Raw genomic sequence first — 17,775 nt, forward strand, 5'->3', positions numbered from 1 at the left:
TTAACCGGCAATGTGCGAGACATCGCGGCGTGCATTTCCGGGGCAACCTCTAAGGCCGGTCGCCTTCGATGGCGTCGGCCGCGCGCGAACCCAGGTTGCGATGCCGGACAGTGGGCGAAAATCCCGCGGCGCGCAAGGCCCCGGCCATGGTCTCGGCGGTGTAGACCGAACGGTGCCGCCCGCCGGTGCAGCCGAAGGCGACGTGGACATAGGGCTTGCCCTGTGCGGCGTAGCGCGGCAGCAGCAGCAGCAGGAGGTCGCGGATCCGCGCGAAGGCCTCGGCAAAGGCGGGGTCTCTCGCGATATGCGCCCCCACGGCCGCGTCCTGCCCGGTCTGCTCCTTCAGCCCCGGCACCCAGTGCGGATTGTCGAGAAAGCGCATGTCGAAGACGAGGTCGGCGAGCGGCGGCATCCCGCGCGCGAAGCCGAAGCTCGAGATGGTGAGCGTCAGCGCGGCTCCGGACTCGGGCGGGGCGAACAGCTCGCGGATCCGGCCTTGCAGGTCGTTGCTGGTCATTGCCGAGGTGTCGATCAGCACCTCGGCCCAGCGGCGCAGGGGTTCGAGCAGCTCGCGTTCGGCGGCGATGCCTTCCTGCACCGGGCGGCCATCGGCCATCGGGTGGCGGCGGCGGGTCTCGTTGAAGCGGCGTTCCAGCTCGCCGCCCGCGCAATCGAGGAACAGCGAGGTGAGCGCGAGGTCGGGACGCTCGGCGAGGTCCTTGACCAGCGCGATGATATCGGCCGGGACGAAGCCGCGGGTGCGCGAATCGACGCCGATGGCGAGCGGCCCGCGCGCGTCGTCGGGCATGGTGACGAGGCGCTTGAGCATCCGCACCGGGAAGTTGTCGATGGTCTCCCACCCGAGGTCTTCGAGCACGTCGAGCGCGGTCGATTTGCCCGCGCCCGCAAGGCCCGTGACGAGCAGCAGCTGGCGCTTTTCGGGCGAGGGCAGGGGCGAGGCGGTGGCGGAGGCGGTCATCGCGCTTCATCTGGCGCGGTGCGCGCGCAAAGGGAAGATGGTTCGAATACGAGGCCGTGCAGCGCGAGGGCCTGCTGCGCGCGGGGTGCGGGGGCGATGGTGCCCGGATCGAAGGCGAGGACCGGCACCGCCACCCCGGCGATCATGCGCTGCGGCAGCGGGGTTTCGGGCAGGCGCGGGGGCGGCGGGCCGCCCAGCGTCAGCAGCAGCGCGGCAGGCGCCGGCGGGGCGAGGGGGAAGCGCGCGAGGCCCGCCCCGTGCACTTCCAGCAAGCCGGCGATGTTGGGCGGGGGGCTGGCGATCAGGCGGCCTTCGCGCGCCGTCAGGCGCACCGCATCATCGCCGATCAGCCCCGCGCCCGCTGCGATCAGCGCGAGCGCGAGGCTCGATTTGCCGCTGCCCGGCGGGCCTTCGATCAAGAGCGCGCGGCCCCCGATCGCGACCGCGCCCGCCTGCATCACAAGGCCGGTATCCGGCCCGCTCACGGCGCGGCGGGGAGAGTGAGGCGCAGGCACGCGCCGCTGGTCCCGTCGGCGCGGGCATCGGCGACCAGGCTGCCGTCATGCGCCTCGGCGATGGCGCGGCCGATCGCGAGGCCGAGGCCGGAATGGTTGCCGAAGCTTTCGCCCTCGGGCCGGTCGGAATGGAAGCGCCGGAACACCGCCTCGCGCGCCTCGGCGGGGATGCCCGGGCCCTCGTCGGTGACTTCGGTAACGACCATGCGGCCCGCCGGGCGCAGGGTCACGCGCACTGTCCCGCCTTCGGGCGAGAAGGAGACCGCGTTGTCGATCAGGTTTTCGGCGACGCGTTCGAGCTGGGTCGGCACGCCCATGACCCTCAGGCGCGCGCCCGGCGGCGCGCGCGTGTCCAGATCGAGCCGCCGCCCGCCGTTCATCCCCCGGTTCTCGCGGCTGGCGATGAGGTTGGCGAAGAGTTCGGCGAGGTCCACGCGCTCCAGTGTCGCGCGGCTGATCTCGGCATCGACGCGGCTGGCGGCGGAGATTTCGGTCACCAGCCGGTCGATGCGGCGCACATCGTGGGCGGCGATCTGGGCGAGTTCGGCGCGCAAGGCCGGGTCTTCTACGCGCGGGAGCGTGTCGATGGCGTTGCGCAAACTGGCGAGCGGGTTCTTGATCTCGTGCGCGACATCGGCCGCAAAGCTGTCGACCGCGTCGATCCGGCCGCGCAGGGCCGCCGTCATGTCCGAGACCGCGCGGGCGAGGAGACCGATCTCGTCGCTGCGCTGGGGCAGGCGCGGCACTTCGACCTCGCGGTCGCGGCCCTGCTTCACCCGCACGGCGGCGCGCGCCAGCAAGCGCAGGGGCGTGACGATGGTGCGCGCGAGGAACAGCGAAAGCGTCGCCGAAGCCGCCATCACCAGCAGCATCGCGAGGAACAGCGTGGTGCGCGCCGCGCGCACGCTTTCGGTGATGTCGACCGCGTTGCGCACGGTCAGCAGGGTCGCGCCTTGCAGGCCCACGGGCACGGCGGCGGTGATGACGGGGGTGCCGTCCTGCCAATCGTAGAGCCGCACTTGGCTGAGGCCCAATTCGCGCGCGCGGGCGAGTTCGGGCCAGGCATTGGCCTCCTGCGCGTCGGGCTCGACATAGTCCTGCACCGGCTCTGCCGAAACGATGGTGTCGACCGTGCGATCCAGCCACACCGAAAAGCGTTGCTCCCAGTCATCATCGGAGACGTCGTTGAAGCGGAACGCGGGTTCGGCAAGCGCGAAGCTGTCGGCGGTGAGCTGGCCCTTGGCGTCGAACATGCGCAGCCGCATGCGCTGCTCCTTGCCGATCTGGACGAGCAGCGCCTCCTGCCGCTCGCGGGTGGCACCGGCCAGCGCCTCGGCGGTGATCTGGGCCTCGATGCGGGCGAGCTTGAAGCGTTCGTTGATCAGCTGCGTGCGGTAGCTGTCGAGGTAGAACAGCCCCCCGCCAAGCACCAGCAGCGGCAGGATGTTGACCGCCAGGATGCGCCCCGTCAGCGCAAAGCGGCCGGTTGCGCTCATCTGCTCGCCCGCGCCCGCGCCGCTGCGTTTGGGATCAGCCATCAGTGAAGCTGTAGCCCGCGCCATAGAGCGTATCGATGGCATCGAAACCCTGATCGACCAGCTTGAACTTGCGGCGCATGCGCTTGATGTGGCTGTCCACCGTGCGATCATCGACGAACACATCGTCGGGGTAGGCGGCGTCCATCAGCTGGTTGCGGCTCTTGATCACGCCGGGGCGGATCGCGAGCGCTTCGAGGATCAGGAATTCGGTGACGGTGAGGCTGACCGCCTCGCCCTGCCAGGTCACCTGATGGCGCGCCGGGTCCATGAACAGGCGGCCGCGGGTGAGGGTGGCGGGCGCGGGCTCGGGCGAGGCGGCGGGCGCGGTGTCGGCGCCCGGCGGCTCGGCACGGCGCAGGATCGCGCGGATGCGGGCGATCAGCAGGCGCAGGGAGAAGGGCTTGGCGATGTAATCATCCGCGCCCAGTTCAAGGCCCGCCTCCTCGTCGCTCTCGTCATCCTTGCTGGTGAGGAAGATGACGGGGAGCGCGGAATTCTCGCGCAGCCGGCGCAGCAGCTCCATCCCGTCCATCTTGGGCATCTTGATGTCGAACACGGCAAGGTCGGGCGGGTTGTCGAGCAGCGCCTTCAGCGCGGTCTCGCCATCGGAATAGAGGCGGGTGGCAAACCCTTCGGCCTGGAGCGCGATCGAGACCGTGGTGAGGATGTTGCGATCATCATCGACCAGCGCGATCTGGAGCCCCCGCGCATTGCCCGTGCCGCTTTCGGCGGGAATATCGGTGGGGGCGGTGCTGCCCTCGCTCGCCATCAGGATTGCTCCGCCCGCGTGTCCATGGCGCATGGGTAGCGCCATCGCGGGCCTGCTGCAACGCCCGGGGCCCGGGCGTGCCCAAGCCGCGCTTGGCCGCTTGTCACAATTGCTATGCCGCAGCCCCTTTGACGGGCGGGCGGGCGCGATTTAAGGCGGGGCCCAGGGATCGGACAGGATGGTGGAGCGGTTCCTCGGCCGGTGTTGCATACGTATGCGCAAGTGCTACGGGATGTGACGTGAGCGCGGGGGATTCGCTGGCACCGGCCGGGCCGCCCTCTCGCACAATAGCCCGATCTGCCTTCGCCCAGGAGACGTAAGTTGACCCCCCTTGCAACCCCGCTGGCCGCCCAGAACCTTGCCACCACTGCGGTGATCCACCCCAATCTCGGCACCTCGGCGCTGGTCGAACATGCGCTCAGTAAGGGCGAGGGCCGGCTGACGAAGCATGGCGCGCTGCTGGTCGATACCGGCCGTTTCACCGGCCGCAGCGTCAAGGACAAGTATATCGTGCGCGATGCCGGGACCGAGGGCACGATCAACTGGGGCACGATCAACCAGCCGATGAGCGAGGCGCATTTCGCTGCGCTCAAGGCCGATTTCCTCAAGGAACTGGAAGGCCAGGGCGAACTTTACGTCGCCGACCTGTTCGGCGGATCGCAGCCCGAATACCGTGTGAACGTGCGCGTCATCAACCAGATGGCGTGGCACAACCTGTTCATCCGCACCCTGCTGGTGCGCCCGACGGCGGAAGAGCTTGCCGGCTTCGTCCCCGAATACACGATCATCAACCTGCCCAGCTTCAAGGCCGATCCGGAACGCCACGGCTGCCGCAGCGACACGGTGATCGCGGTGAGCTTCACCGAAAAGCTGATCCTGATCGGCAACACCGAATATTCGGGCGAGATGAAGAAGGGCGTGTTCGGCCTGCTCAATTACCTCCTGCCTGCGCAGGGCGTGATGCCGATGCACTGTTCGGCAAATATCGGCGCGGACGGCAAGTCGGCGATCTTCTTCGGCCTGTCGGGCACCGGCAAGACCACGCTCAGCGCCGACGCCAGCCGCACCCTCATCGGCGATGACGAGCACGGCTGGTCGGACACCGCGGTCTTCAACTTCGAAGGCGGCTGCTATGCCAAGATGATCAACCTTTCGGCCGAGGGCGAGCCCGAGATCTACGCGACCACGCAGATGTTCGGGACGATCCTCGAGAATGTCACCATGGACGAGGCGAGCCGCGAGCTCGATTTCACCGATGGCAGCAAGACGGAAAACACCCGCGGCGCCTATCCGATCGAATTCATCCCCAACACCTCGGAAAAGAACCTCGGCCCCGCGCCGTCGAACGTCATCATGCTCACCGCCGACGCTTTCGGCGTGCTGCCCCCGATCGCGCGGCTGACCGCCGATCAGGCGATGTACTATTTCCTCAGCGGCTACACCGCCAAGGTCGCGGGCACCGAAATCGGCGTGACCGAGCCCGAGGCGACCTTCAGCACCTGCTTCGGCGCCGCCTTCATGCCGCGCCACCCCAGCGTCTACGGCAACCTTCTGAAGGAGCGCATCGCCAAGGGCGGGGCGGAATGCTGGCTGGTCAACACCGGCTGGACCGGCGGCAAGTATGGCACCGGCCACCGCATGCCGATCAAGGCGACCCGCGCGCTGCTCAATGCGGTGCTCGATGGCAAGATGGACACGGTCGAGTTCCGCAAGGACCCCAATTTCGGCTTTGACGTGCCGGTCTTCGTGCCGGTGCTGGCCGAGGCGGGGATCGACCAGACGATCCTCGATCCGCGCAGCACCTGGGCCGACAGTGCCGAGTATGACGCCACCGCCAAGAAGCTGGTGCAGCTGTTCATCGACAACTTCGCCCAGTTCGAGGCGCACGTCGATGAAGGCGTCAAGAACGCCGCGCCCGCGCCGGCCAGCGTCGCCGCCTGAGGCGCGCTCACAAGTTGGAGAGGGGGGCCCCGCCCGGCGCTAGACCGGTAGCGGGGCCTTTTACTTTGAATTGCCGCAAGCCTGCTCCACATTCCCGCTCGTTCGAATCGAAGGAGGGATCCCATGAGCATTCTCGACGGCATTCTGAAGAACATCGGCGGCGCGCCGGATGATGTGGTGAACCTCGCCAAGCAGATCGGGATCGATCCGGCGATGGTCGAGACCGCGATTGCCGCGCTCGGCAAGACCCACCAGCTCGATGGCGACACGGTCGCGCTGGCGGCCGAGAAGACCGGCCTTTCGCCCGAGATCCTGGGTCAGGTCGTCGCCGCGATCGGCGGCGAGGGCTCGCTCACCCATTTTGCCTCGATGCTCGACATGGACAAGGACGGCAACCCGCTCGACGACATCATGGGCATGGCCTCGGGCCTGCTGGGCGGCGGCAAGAGCTGAGCCGTTTCCCACCCCTAACCCCTCCCGCAAGCGGGAGGGGGACTGGTTGGCGCTGATACTCCCCTCCCGCTTGCCCCCGGGGTCAAGCCCGGGGCGGGTATCGGGGTTGGGGGTGGGCCCGAAGCCGGGCTTCAACCGTCGCGGCCGGGCACCTCGACCTCGGGCACCTCGACCGGCTCGGGAAGATTGCCGAGTTCAAGCAGGGTGCCTTCCGGGGCTTCAGCGATCACGGCGAGCAGTTGCCTCGCGCGCTCGGCAGCCCAGCCGCCGTGGGGATTGGCCGCGACCGGCGCAAGCAGCGTGCGGGCAAAGGCGATCTTGCCTTCGCCGACCAGCATGATCCCGGCATTGATTTGCAAGCCGTGGTCGAAGGGCGCGAGGATCGCCGCCCGCTCCAGCGCGGCGCGCGCGTTCTCGTTGGGCGCCTTGCCCTGTCCGATCTGCGCACGGTAGAAATAGATCAGCGGCAGGGGGTGATCGTTCTCCAGCGCGTTGAGCGCGGCGAACGGCCTGATCGCCGCACCATAGGCGGCCTTGCGCCTGTCCCCCTCGGCATTCTCCGCCTGGCGGAACAGCGCGTAGCCTTTCTGCACATAGGCATTGGCGCGCGCGGGATCGCGGGCGATCGCGGCATCGGCCGCGGTGATCGCCTCGGCATCATGCCCGGCATCGAACTCGGCCTCGGCCAGCGCGGTCAGCACGCCCGGGTCTTCGGGATATTTCGCCGCCACCAGCCGCGCCTCGGCGAGCAGTGTCGCGGCCTCCTGCGAGGTCACGCCGCACTGCGAGCGGATCTGGAGCGGCATCATCGCCGCCTCGCCTGCGGTCAGCTGGCGCAGGGTGACGGGGCCGATCGCCAGCTTGTCGGGCGGCAGCTTCAATGCCGGCGCGCTCGACTGGCGCACATAGGATTTCAGCTCGCGTTCCAGCTTGTCGAGATCGCCGAACGCCGCCTCGCCCGCGGCCTTCTGGTCCATGCCCTTGGCAAGGTTGGCGAGATAGGCGTTGGATTGCCCGCGGCGCGTCTCGCTGAAGAACAGGTAGTGATAGAGCAGCCAGCTCTTGGCGTAGAACGCGTCGAAACCCTTGACCTTCTTCTGCTCGTAGAGCGCCGGGTCGAGCAGTTCGCGCACATGCACCGGATCGGCAAAGGCGAGGTCGCCCGCGCGGTGCTGCGCGGGACGGCCGATCCACATGCTCCCGTCGCGCTCGAAACTGGCCGCCGCGAAGAACTCGGCCGACCCCTCGTCGAACCAGCGCGGCTTGGCAAAGCGCGAGGAGGACAGGAGGAAGTGGTGGGCATATTCGTGGAGCAGCACGATGGTGGTGAAATCGGGATAGCCGCTCGCCTGGTTGCGGATGTCCTGCACGAAGGCGCGGCTGCCGCCGGCGCGCGGCACGTAGAAGCCGGCGATGGTCTTGCTGCCCGAAAGCGAGCGCATCGCCCGCTCGCCGCCCACGACATAGATGACCACGCGGTTGGAAGGGCTGGGGACTTCGGACTTGCGGCCGGTCACGAACACCATCGCGCTGTGGTAGCGCTCGAGGTTCTGGGCAAAGGTGCGGATGTCGGCGGGCTTGTCCTCGGCGTAGATGACGAAGTGCTCGGACGAGGCCTCGTACCATGCGGCCGCGGCAGGCGCGGCGAGAGCGGTCAGGGCCAGAGCGGCCAGGACATGACGGAACAGCACGGAAATCATCGGTCAGGCATCCCCCGGCAGCGGCCTTGCGATGGCAGCGGGCCAGGCCGCAGCATATCGGCATTTTGGCGCGATGCCAGAGGGTTGTTCGGGCTTTTCGGTCAGCCCGCAGGCCGCGTATCCTCGAGATATTGCCAGATGCGGCTGACCACCACCGAGCCTTCGCCGACCGCGCTCGCCACGCGCTTGACCGATCCGGCGCGCACATCGCCGACCGCGAAGATGCCGGGCGCGGTGGTCGCGTAGTCATCGCTCTGTCCCGCCGCCGCGCCGGTCAGGACAAAGCCCTTGGCGTCGGTGCTGGCAAGGCCCGAAAGCCAGCCGGTGTTGGGCGCGGCGCCGATCATGATGAAGAGCGCGCGGGTATCGATCCGGCGCTCGGCCTCGCCGGTCTTGAGGGCAAGGCCTTCGAGCCAGGTCTCGCCGTGCAAGGCGGTGACTTCGGAATGGTAGTGGATGGTGACGCGCGGATCGGCCTCCAGCCGCTGCGTAAGATAGCTCGACATCGAGGCGGCAAGGCTGTCCGACCGGACCACCAGATGCACGTGGCTCGCCGCGCGGGAGAGGAACATCGCGGCCTGCCCTGCCGAATTGCCCCCGCCGATCACCACCGCCTCGGTGTTCGCACAGAAGCGCGCTTCCATCTCGGTCGCCGAATAGAACACCCCTGCGCCCTCCAGCGCCTCGAGCTTGGCGAGCGGCAGGCGGCGGTATTGCACGCCGGTGGCCACCAGCACCGCGCGGGCGCACAGTTCATCCTCATCGTCGAGGGTGAGGCAATAGGCCCCGTCCGCGCGCCGGCTCATCGCTTCGATGCGGCGCGGCATGACGAAACGGGTGCCGAATTTCATCGCCTGCACCTGACCGCGCCAGGTAAGGTCGGTGCCGCTGATGCCGGTCGGGAAACCCATGTAGTTCTCGATCCGGCTCGACGTGCCCGCCTGTCCGCCAACGGCGGTGTCCTCCACGACCAGCGCCTCGATCCCCTCCGAGCCCGCATAGACCGCCGCTGCGACGCCCGCCGGGCCCCCGCCGACGATCACCAGATCATAGGTGCGGCGCGAACAGATATCGAGGTCCATGCCGAGATATTGCGCGACCTTGCGCGGGGTCGGATCGGCAAGGCGCGTGTCGGCACCCACGATCACGCCCGGCTCGTGGCCCATCAGGCTGCACAGGTTTGCCGTTTCCCGATCGGTGGCGTCCATGTCGTAACTCTGGAACGGGATGCGGTTGCGCGACAGGAACCGCTCGACCGCTTGGACCTTGGCATCGCGGTCGGCACCGATCACCTTGATCGTGTCGTTGCGCGCTTCAAACTGCCGCCGCCGACGCGCGGCGAATACCGTGATGAGGTGGTCGCTAAGCTCGGGAATGCGGCTCATCAATTCGAGCACGCCTTCGCGCGGGGCTTCGATCACGCGGGTGTCCATGCTTGCGCGCATCCGCATGATGTTGGTCGCCCCGCTGAGAAATCCGATCTCGCCGAGGAACTGCGTCGGCCCGAGCGACGATTTGAGCATCCGTTCGCCGGTATAGGGATCGGCAACCTCGATCTCGCCTTCGAGAACGTAGATGAACCGGTCCATCGGCTCGCCGATGTCCATGACGATGGCGCCGGCGGGGTAGAATTTCTCGCCCCCGATCGCGCAGATCGCATCGACGTGGCTCTGCGCGAGCGGCACGCGGCGCATGGTCTCGAGGTCTTGTCCCAGTGTTTCCATGCGTCCCTCCGGTCGGCTGCGCACCTGCAAGATGGGGTCAGCTTAGCGGTTTGGGAAGCGGGGCGATGTGCGGGGATTGCTGCTTTCGGGTGGGCCTGCGCGACGCCCGACTTACCCCTGCGCCCCCGCGATATACCGCGACACCGTGTTCGCCATCACCGAGAGCGGCGCATTGCCGCCCATCACCACGGCGGTGTTGAAGCCCTTGAGGTCGTATTTCGCCCCGAGCTCCGCCTGCGCGCGGGCGCGGTTCTTCACGATCTCCGAATGGCCGATCTTGTAGCCGCACGCCTGCCCCGGCCAGGAGCAATAGCGATCGACCTCGGAGGCGACCTCCTCGACCTTCGAGCCGTTCTCCTCGACGAAGAACTGCCGGCCCTGCTCGCGCGTCCAGCGCTTGTGGTGCATGCCGGTGTCGACCACCAGCCGGCAGGCGCGGAAGGCGAGGGACTGGAGGTATCCCAGCCGCCCGACCTTGAATTCGTCATAGGCCCCCAGCTCGTCGGCGAGCTGTTCGGCATAGAGCGCCCAGCCCTCGGAAAAGGCGTTGAAGGCGAGGATCGAGCGGATCAGCGGCAGGCGGTTGGAAAACTCGCCCTCCCACACGTGGCCCGGGATGCTTTCGTGGAAGGCGAGGTCGGCAAGGTCGTATTTGCGGTGGAGGTCGGTGGTCCTCAGATTGATCCACATCCGCGCCGGGATCGACCCGTCCTTGCTCCCCGCGCCGCCGTAAGCGCCGGGTGCCCCGGGCTCCTCGGCGAGCGGCAGGCGGCGGACCTCGAAGGGCGGGTCGACCAGCCGGTTGAAGGCGCGCGGCATCTGCGATTTGATCCAGCCGACGCGTTCATTGATGAAGGCGAGGATTTCCGCGCGGCCTGTGTCCCCTTCGGCGAAGTGGTAGCGCGGATCGGCGCTCAGCGCGCGCATCCGGGCGCCGACCGATCCTTCAGTATAACCGATCTCCCTGAGGATCGGGTCCATGCGCGCGTGGAGCGCCTTCAGTTCGTCGAGCCCCTGCTGGTGGATTGCGTCGGGGGTGAGGCGGGTGGTGGTCGAGGCGCGCAGCGCCCAGGCGTAGTATTCCTCGCCGCCCGGCTGCGCCCACATCCCTGCCGCGTCCCTGGCGGCGGCGCGCTGGACCTTGAGTTCGGCAAGCTGGCGTTCGAGGGCGGGGACGATGCCGCTGGCGGCAATGCGTGCCGCCTGCGCCGCGGCGGTCTCGCTGCCGGCGATTGTCGCTGCGGCAAGCGGCCCGGCATAGCTTTCCGCCGCTCCCGCGATGCTCGCCTCCATCTGGCGGATTGCCTTGTCGAGCAGGAAGTCGGGCGGAACGACGCCCTGCCCGCGCGCGTCCCGGATGCGGTCCAGCTCGCCGTCGAGCAGCGCCGGGACCTCGGCAAGCCGGCTCATGTAGGGGCCGATGTCCTCAGGGCTGTTGAGCGGCTGACCCGAGCCGAAGTGGCGGGGCAGATCGATATAGCCGCCAACGTTCTGGATCACCACATAGGGCGCATTGCGCCAGCTGCCGACCGCGACGTCGCCATAGGGCAGCGCCATGCCTTCGAGCGCGCGGGTGAAGGCGGTCTCGACCACTTCGAAGCCGGTCAGCTGGTCGCCCGAGAGGCCCTCCTTCGGGTAGGCGCGCACCTCTGCGACCAGCTCCTTGAGCGTTGCCGCATAGGCCGTGCGCCCCTCGGCCCCGCCGGTGCCGAAGGTCGATCGCCACGCGGCATATTCGCCGACATCGACCCCGAGCCCGGTGGCGCGGCCCGGCTCGTGGGCGAGCATCGCATAAGCGACGCGGTCAAGCGCCGCATCGGGCGCAAGGCCCTTCAGTGACGTGCCGGTCACAGCGCTCGCGCTGGCCGGCGCGGGCTTGGCGGCGCAGGCCGGCAGCAGGGCAAGGGTGGAGGCGCCCGCCAGCCCGGAAAGGGTCTGGCGGCGGGTGATGGTGGCGGTGCTCTCTCTCATGCCGGCAAGGTTAGGCGGCGCGCTTGCCCCAAGTCAATCGCGCGCGAAGACCGCCTGTCAGCCGGCAAGCATCCCGCCGACCTTGCCGCCTTCGAGCGCCAGCAGGTTCATCACCGCATGGTGGAGCGCGATGTTCTGTTCGGCCGTGCCTTCGTAGCCTTCGATGCCGAGCTCGCCTGCCAGTTCCTTGCGGTTCTCGAAGCTGGGATCGAGGCCGACCAGCTTCATCAGATCGACGATCGAGGTCTGCCAGTTGAACTTGTCGGCATCGGGCAGGGCGGCGATGTGCGCGTGCATCTGTGCCTCGCTGAGCGGCTCGGGCTCGGCCGGAGCGGCCGGGGCAGCGGCAGGCGCGGGCGCGGCGGCGGGCGTGGGAGCGGGAGCGGGAGCGGCGGCGTCCTTTGTCTCGCCCCAGATCGCGTTCTTGATCGACGTGAAAATACCCATCATAGCCTCCCTCGTGCCGCCCTGCGGCGGTGCTCTATACCGAGGCTAGGCCCGCGATGTTCCCCGGCGGTGACGCGCATGCGACGCGAATGTCGCAAGGGTCTGACAAACAGGAGCGTGATTGCCCGCCATGACCGATATCGTGCTCGCCATCGTCATGCTCGCCGCCTTCGCGCTGGTTGCGGGGGCCTTCGTGCTGTGGCGGCGTACGGGCGAGGTGCAGAACCCCGCGCTGATGGTGCTGCTGGCGGCGATCGCGGTCATCAACGTGCTGATCTGGACCGTGCCCGCGCCCGATGGGACCGCGCCGATCGAACAGGTGAAAGCGGCCGCCGGAGGAGGCTAGGGGGGAGCCTCCCCCGGCGGCCAACCACTCCTATTCCGGGATCCGCCAGGTCACGGCGTTCGCATAAGTCCCGGCGACCGGCTTGCCATTGCCGTCGCGCGCCGCATCGAAGCGGGCGCGCTTGCTGACGAGGTCGCAGGTCGCGGCATCGAGCGCCGCATGGCCGGTCGAGCGGGTGATCGTGCACCCCGTCACGCGCCCGCGCGCGTCGATCTGGAGCGTGAAGCGGGCGGTGCCCGAAAGCTCCTCGGCGATCCAGCGCGGGCGGTAGTCGTCATTGGTGACCCACTTGCCGGGGTTGCCCCTGGGCTTGGCGCCGACCGGATCATAGAGCGAGGCGGGGCCCGGCGTCGGCCCGGGAATGCCGAATTCGATCGGCCCGGTGGTGACCGGCGTGCCGGTATCGGTGATGGTGGTCACCGTCTCGCCCTTGCCAAGATCGACGGGGAAGGGGTTGGGGGGCGTCGGGGTCGGCGTGGTCGTTGTGGTGGTCGTGGTGGTCTTGGCATCGGCGCGCGGGGTTTCGGGCGTCGGCGGCGGGGGCGGGGGCAAGGGCGTCTCGGTGATGATTTCGCCCTTGATCCGGGGCTCGGGCGGCGCGGTCACCACGGTCACCGCGAGGCCGACGACCAGCAGGGCGCCGAAGGCCCCCGGAATGCCGAGCGCTCCGGCGAGCGCGGCGGCGTTGGGACGGCGATTGGCAGACACGTAAGTCATGCAAGGGCTCCTCTCTCCATCAGTGTGGGAGCGGTGGCCGGAGCACCTTTCGCAATCTTGGCATTCCGGCCCCGCTCGACGCACAAGGTACTATGAATTTTGTTAGGCACGAAGCAATTTCGCGTTGTTTTTCAGGACTGTATTTTTTATAATCATTTCAGTAGAGAAATGGGGGTTATGTGGACCAACGCGCCTCCGCGCGTTCGTTCTCGACGCTGTTCCTCCGCTATGCTCCGGGCGCCTGCGGGCGGGCATTCGTCCTTGCGGCCCGTCCGTTGGCGGGCCGAACCAGCGCGAGTCGATTGGGAGGCGGTGATCTCGGTCGCGTTAGCGACCGCGAGCGCACCCGCGCGAGCCGCAGGTGCTCAAATCCGCAGGACTTGAAACAGCACCGAGGACGTGCTCGCGCTAGGCGGGCACGCAAACAAAAGCTTATCGGTCGCGCCAGCGACCGCAAGCGCGACTGCGCGCCCGCAGCGATGCGGCCTTCAGGCCGCGTGAGCGAGGATTTCGCATCGCGGATGCGATGCGGAACACAAAAAACGCGCAGAGGCGGCTGCGCGCACCAAAACACCCTATTTAATAGGGCAATCCGGCGAGAGGCGGAAATCCAGATAATTGTCCACCGAGCGCATCAGATCGTCGAGCTCGTTCTCGAAGAAGTGGTTGGCGCGGGGGATTTCCTCGTGGTGGATGGTGATGTGCTTCTGGGTGCGCAGCTTGTCGACCAGCTTCTGCACCGCATTGGGCTGCACCACCGTATCGGCCGCGCCTTGCACGAAGATGCCGCTCGCCGGGCACGGGGCGAGGAAGCTGAAATCGTACATGTTGGCGGGCGGCGCGACCGAGATGAAGCCGCGCACTTCGGGGCGGCGCATCAGGAGCTGCATGCCGATCAGCGCGCCGAAGGAATAGCCCGCGATCCAGGTGCTCTGGGCTTCGGGATGGATCGACTGCACCCAGTCGAGCGCCGAAGCCGCATCGGAAAGCTCGCCGATCCCGCTGTCGAAGCTGCCTTGCGAGCGGCCAACGCCGCGGAAGTTGAAGCGCAGCGTGGCAAAGCCGCGATCCGCAAAGGTCTTGTAGAGCCGCTGGACGATCCGGTCGTTCATCGTTCCCCCGCCTTCGGGGTGCGGGTGGAGGATCATCGCCACCGGCGCGCGCGGGCGCGGGGGCGGGGAGAAACGGCCTTCGAGGCGGCCCTCGGGGCCGGGGAAGATGACGGACGGCATCGGTGAACCTTGCAATAAATGTGCGCCCAGCGCCGGGTGGCGCCGAAAATTGTGCGGCCTATATAGGGGCGACTGCGAAAATCGCAATTTGTAACGGGGACACGCGCCATTCCTGAACGGGTCTATCTCGACCACGCCGCCACCAGCCCCCTGCGCCCCGAGGCGAAGGCGGCGATGGAGGAGGGATTTCGCCTGTGGGCAAACCCCTCCAGCCCCCATGCCGAAGGCCGCCGCGCCCGCGCCGCGCTGGAGGATGCGCGCGAGCGGATCAAGGGGATGCTGGGGTGGGAAGGCGAGCTGATCTTCACCTCCGGCGCGAGCGAGGCGCTGTGGATTGCCCTCAACCGCGCGAAGGTGGAGCGCAGGATTGTGAGCGCGGTCGAGCATGATGCGGTGTTCCGGGCGGCGCCGGATGCGGAGGTTGTGGCCATCGGGGACGGGGGGCTGCCGGACATCGCGGCGATGCTCGACGCAATCGAAACGGGCCCTCCGGCGATCGTCGCCATGCAGACCGTCAACTCGGAGACAGGTGGGGTGGTGATCAACCTCCCCGGCCGAAGCAATGCCGTTGGCGAGGCTCTCGCTCGCACGGGCAGCCTGCTGCTTGCCGATTGCTCGCAGTCGGCCGGCAAGCTCCCCCTCCCGTGGGCTGACATGGCCGTCGTTTCCGCGCACAAGTTTGGCGGCCCCATCGGTATCGGTGCCCTGCTGATTAGGGATTTCGCGATGCTTGCGCCGATTGGTGGACATGAGCGGGGCTACCGGCAGGGCACAGAGAACATGCCGGGTGCACTCGGAATGGCGGCTGCGCTGGAGGCGGGAGGGCCGGAAAGCTGGGCGACCACGCCGGACCAGCGGACCGATCTTCAGTTGCGCTTCGGCCAGTCCGGAGATTGGAAGCCTCATGGTGCTCACATTGATTACATCACAGCGCTGACCCACCCCACCATGAGCGCGCAGGCCCTTCTCATCCGCCTCGATGCCATGGGCTTCGCGGTTTCGGCGGGGAGCGCGTGTTCTTCGGGCACCTTGAAGAAAAGCCGCGTGCTCGATGCCTTCGGAGTGCCCGACGACGTTGCCGCGCGCACCATCCGCGTGAGCCTCGGGTGGTCGACCACGCCCGAGGATCTCGAGCGGTTCGCGGAGGCGTGGGCTGCGCTATGCTGAACCCCCCTCGTCTCCCCGGACTTGATCCGGGGCCCCGCTTTCTTGTGTGCGGCACGCCCTCCGGCGTGCAGTCCTCGGTGCTGTTCCCATCGCTTCGCGACGGGGCACCTGCGGCGCGCGCGCGTGCGCTCGCGGGCCGTCCTGCGGGGGGGCGAGGCTCTCCCTCTTGTCCATGGGGCGTAAACCCATGATCTACCTCGACTATCAGGCTGCAACGCCGCTCGCCCCCGAAGCGCGCGAGGTGATGCTGCGCTGGCTTGGCGGGCCGCAGAGCGACACTTTCGGCAACCCCCACAGCCCCCACCGCATGGGCCGCATGGCCGCCGCTGCGGTAGAGACCGCGCGCGAGCGGGTGGCGGCGCTCCTGCCCGAGGGCGGCAGGCTCGTCTTCACCAGCGGCGCGACCGAGGCGATCAATGCCGCAATCCTCGGCACCCCCGGCGATGTCGTCACCTTTGCCACGGAACATGCCGCGGTGCTCGATTGCCGGAAGGCGGTCGAAGCGCAGGGGCGGCGCTACACCGTGCTCCCCGTCCACCCCGATGGCCGCGCCGACCTCGCCGCGCTCGAGGCCGCGATCACGCCGCAGACCGGGCTCGTCGCGGTGATGGCGATCAACAACGAGATCGGGGTCAGGAACCCGCTCGCCCCGGTGGTCGCCATCGCCCGCAGTGTCGGCGCGCGGGTGCTGGTCGATGCGGTGCAGGCCTATGGCAAGGTGCCGGTCGAGGTCGCGGCCGATTACATCGCGATCAGCGCGCACAAGGTCCACGGCCCCAAGGGGATCGGCGCGCTTTGGCTCGGTCCCGATGCCCCCGCGCCCGCGCCGCTGCTGCATGGCGGCGGGCAGGAGGGAGGCCTCAGGTCCGGCACGCTCTCGCCCGCCCTATGTGCAGGCTTCGGCGCGGCGGCGCAGGTGGCGCAGGAGAGCCTGTCCGAACAGATGCTCCACATCGAGCAGTTGTGGAACATCGCGCGCGAGGCCTTCGCGGGCTGGGAACTGAACGGCAGCGCGGTGGATCGCTGGCACGGCAATCTCAACATCCGGCGCGATGGCCTGGACGTCGCGCGGCTGATGAGCGATTGCCGCCAGATCATGTTTTCGGCCGGCAGCGCCTGCGCCAGCGGATCGGGCCGGCCGAGCCACGTGCTGCGCGCGATCGGGCTGGGCGAGGCCCAGGCCAAGTCCTCTATCCGCCTCGGCTTCGGGCGCTATACCAGCGTCTCGGAGATTGAAACCGCCGCCGCCGCGATTCTCGCAAGCGCGAAGGAGCAGGGCCTGTGAGCATTACCGTCACCTTCATCGACCACAGCGGAAAGCCGGTCGCCGCCAACGCGGAGGCGGGCGATAATCTGCTGCGCGTCGGGCAGGCCGCCGGGCTCCCGCTCGAGGGCACCTGCGAGGGACAGATGGCGTGTTCGACCTGCCACGTGATCGTCGCCGCCGAATGGTTCGACCGCCTGCCTGAGGCGTCCGAGGAGGAGGAGGACATGCTCGATTTCGCCGCCGGCGCGCGGCGCACCTCGCGCCTGTCGTGCCAGATCGAGCTGGCCGCGCAGATGGACGGGCTGACCGTCTCGATCCCCGCGAGCCATGCCGACGCGCGGCGGATGTGACCTAGGCCTCGGCCTCTTCGATATTGAGCGCGGCGAGGAGCGCGCCGGTGAAGGCCGGGATGTCGCCGGGCTTGCGGCTGGTGATGAGATTGCCGTCGACCACCACCTCCTCGTCGACCACCGCCGCGCCGGCATTGGCAAGGTCGGTGCGGATCGAGGGCCAGCCGGTGACCGAGCGGCCCTCGATGATGTCGGCCTCCGCCAGCAGCCAGGGCGCATGGCAGATCGCCGCGACCGGCTTTTGCGCCGCGTCGAATGCGCGCACGAGATCGATCACCTTGTGCTCCATCCGCAGGATATCGGGGTTCATCTGCCCGCCGGGGAGCAGCAGCGCGTCATAATCCCCGGCCGAGACGTCGGCGATGGTGCAATCGACCGCGACGCTCTCGCCCCAGTCCTTGCGGTCCCAGCCGCGGATCGTGCCCGGCTCGAGGCTGGCGAGGGTGACGTCGGCACCGGCCTCCTCGAGCAGGCGCTTGGGCTCGAGGAGTTCGGACTGTTCGAAACCGTCGGTAGCGATGATGAGGACGCGTTGCATGGGGCTCTCCTGTGGATGGGTGCCCGGCGACTAGCCCGCCGCGCGGCCCCGGGTTCCGCCCGGCACGGCGGAGCGCGGGGCCTGCGCGGCGGGCCGAGGGTCACGAGGCCTCCGGCGCCTC

17 protein-coding genes are annotated in these 17,775 nt (G+C 68.4%); 6 read left to right on the forward strand and 11 right to left on the reverse strand.

Annotated features, from left to right (window positions below; genetic code table 11):
• Nucleotides 1-49 precede the first annotated feature (49 nt).
• Genes rapZ through D620_RS0107120 form a run of 4 tightly spaced genes read right to left on the reverse strand, consistent with a single transcriptional unit; the run spans nucleotide 50 to nucleotide 3,834 of the window.
• Nucleotides 50-979, reverse strand: a complete 930-nt coding sequence (rapZ, locus tag D620_RS0107105) for an RNase adapter RapZ (protein ID WP_017665106.1) — start codon at nucleotides 977-979, stop codon at nucleotides 50-52.
• Nucleotides 976-1,464, reverse strand: a complete 489-nt coding sequence (locus D620_RS15760; RefSeq protein ID WP_324603062.1) for a serine kinase — start codon at nucleotides 1,462-1,464, stop codon at nucleotides 976-978. Before D620_RS15760 ends, rapZ begins: the two co-directional genes overlap by 4 nt.
• On the reverse strand, nucleotides 1,461-3,032 hold the full coding sequence (locus tag D620_RS0107115) for a sensor histidine kinase (RefSeq protein ID WP_017665108.1): 1,572 nt from the start codon (nucleotides 3,030-3,032) through the stop codon (nucleotides 1,461-1,463). The genes D620_RS15760 and D620_RS0107115 overlap by 4 nt, the downstream gene beginning before the upstream one ends.
• Complete coding sequence (locus tag D620_RS0107120) at nucleotides 3,025-3,834, reverse strand: response regulator transcription factor (protein WP_233992016.1); 810 nt, start codon at nucleotides 3,832-3,834, stop codon at nucleotides 3,025-3,027. Before D620_RS0107120 ends, D620_RS0107115 begins: the two co-directional genes overlap by 8 nt.
• A 288-nt stretch (nucleotides 3,835-4,122) precedes the next feature.
• Between D620_RS0107120 and D620_RS0107125 the strand changes: the two genes are divergently transcribed.
• Together D620_RS0107125 and D620_RS0107130 are read left to right on the forward strand one after the other, a co-directional pair.
• On the forward strand, nucleotides 4,123-5,742 hold the full coding sequence (locus tag D620_RS0107125; protein WP_017665110.1) for a phosphoenolpyruvate carboxykinase: 1,620 nt from the start codon (nucleotides 4,123-4,125) through the stop codon (nucleotides 5,740-5,742).
• Nucleotides 5,743-5,865: 123 nt separating this feature from the next.
• A complete protein-coding gene (locus tag D620_RS0107130; RefSeq protein ID WP_017665111.1) occupies nucleotides 5,866-6,195 on the forward strand; it encodes a hypothetical protein in 330 nt (109 codons plus the stop codon).
• 131 nt (nucleotides 6,196-6,326) lie between these two features.
• On the opposite strand, the gene D620_RS0107135 is transcribed toward D620_RS0107130, so the two are convergent.
• The 4 genes from D620_RS0107135 to D620_RS0107150 all read right to left on the reverse strand — a co-directional run bounded on the left by D620_RS0107135 (nucleotide 6,327) and on the right by D620_RS0107150 (nucleotide 12,037).
• Nucleotides 6,327-7,895 (reverse strand): hypothetical protein, encoded by a 1,569-nt coding sequence (locus D620_RS0107135; protein ID WP_017665112.1) that lies wholly within the window; start codon nucleotides 7,893-7,895, stop codon nucleotides 6,327-6,329.
• A gap of 101 nt (nucleotides 7,896-7,996) precedes the next feature.
• Nucleotides 7,997-9,619, reverse strand: coding sequence for an FAD-dependent oxidoreductase (locus D620_RS0107140; protein WP_017665113.1), 1,623 nt, complete (start codon nucleotides 9,617-9,619; stop codon nucleotides 7,997-7,999).
• Nucleotides 9,620-9,730: 111 nt separating this feature from the next.
• Entirely contained in the window at nucleotides 9,731-11,590 is a 1,860-nt protein-coding gene (locus D620_RS0107145; RefSeq protein WP_017665114.1) for a DUF885 domain-containing protein, read from the reverse strand.
• 57 nt (nucleotides 11,591-11,647) lie between these two features.
• A complete protein-coding gene (locus D620_RS0107150; protein ID WP_033376412.1) occupies nucleotides 11,648-12,037 on the reverse strand; it encodes a DUF3597 family protein in 390 nt (129 codons plus the stop codon).
• A 130-nt stretch (nucleotides 12,038-12,167) separates the two neighbouring features.
• Here D620_RS0107150 and D620_RS0107155 point away from each other — a divergent pair, with 130 nt between their 5' ends.
• A complete protein-coding gene (locus D620_RS0107155) occupies nucleotides 12,168-12,383 on the forward strand; it encodes a hypothetical protein (protein WP_017665116.1) in 216 nt (71 codons plus the stop codon).
• A gap of 30 nt (nucleotides 12,384-12,413) precedes the next feature.
• Here the strand turns inward: D620_RS0107155 and D620_RS0107160 are convergent, their stop codons facing one another.
• Together D620_RS0107160 and D620_RS0107165 are read right to left on the reverse strand one after the other, a co-directional pair.
• The gene (locus D620_RS0107160) at nucleotides 12,414-13,100 is read right to left on the reverse strand and encodes a TonB family protein (protein WP_026092020.1); all 687 of its coding nucleotides are present in this window, start codon (nucleotides 13,098-13,100) and stop codon (nucleotides 12,414-12,416) included.
• Between the two features lie 575 nt (nucleotides 13,101-13,675).
• Entirely contained in the window at nucleotides 13,676-14,332 is a 657-nt protein-coding gene (locus tag D620_RS0107165) for an alpha/beta hydrolase (RefSeq protein ID WP_017665118.1), read from the reverse strand.
• Nucleotides 14,333-14,440: 108 nt separating this feature from the next.
• Here D620_RS0107165 and D620_RS0107170 point away from each other — a divergent pair, with 108 nt between their 5' ends.
• The 3 genes from D620_RS0107170 to D620_RS0107180 all read left to right on the forward strand — a co-directional run bounded on the left by D620_RS0107170 (nucleotide 14,441) and on the right by D620_RS0107180 (nucleotide 17,116).
• Complete coding sequence (locus D620_RS0107170; RefSeq protein WP_026092021.1) at nucleotides 14,441-15,499, forward strand: cysteine desulfurase family protein; 1,059 nt, start codon at nucleotides 14,441-14,443, stop codon at nucleotides 15,497-15,499.
• Between the two features lie 187 nt (nucleotides 15,500-15,686).
• Nucleotides 15,687-16,784 carry a cysteine desulfurase family protein gene (locus D620_RS0107175; protein WP_017665120.1) on the forward strand — a complete coding sequence of 366 codons (1,098 nt, stop codon included), beginning with the start codon at nucleotides 15,687-15,689 and terminating at the stop codon, nucleotides 16,782-16,784.
• On the forward strand, nucleotides 16,781-17,116 hold the full coding sequence (locus D620_RS0107180; RefSeq protein ID WP_017665121.1) for a 2Fe-2S iron-sulfur cluster-binding protein: 336 nt from the start codon (nucleotides 16,781-16,783) through the stop codon (nucleotides 17,114-17,116). Before D620_RS0107175 ends, D620_RS0107180 begins: the two co-directional genes overlap by 4 nt.
• A 1-nt stretch (nucleotide 17,117) precedes the next feature.
• Here the strand turns inward: D620_RS0107180 and D620_RS0107185 are convergent, their stop codons facing one another.
• Nucleotides 17,118-17,654, reverse strand: coding sequence for a type 1 glutamine amidotransferase domain-containing protein (locus D620_RS0107185; RefSeq protein WP_017665122.1), 537 nt, complete (start codon nucleotides 17,652-17,654; stop codon nucleotides 17,118-17,120).
• Nucleotides 17,655-17,775: the final 121 nt, after the last annotated feature.

This window comes from Porphyrobacter sp. AAP82 (genome assembly GCF_000331285.1).
Lineage (GTDB): Bacteria > Pseudomonadota > Alphaproteobacteria > Sphingomonadales > Sphingomonadaceae > Erythrobacter.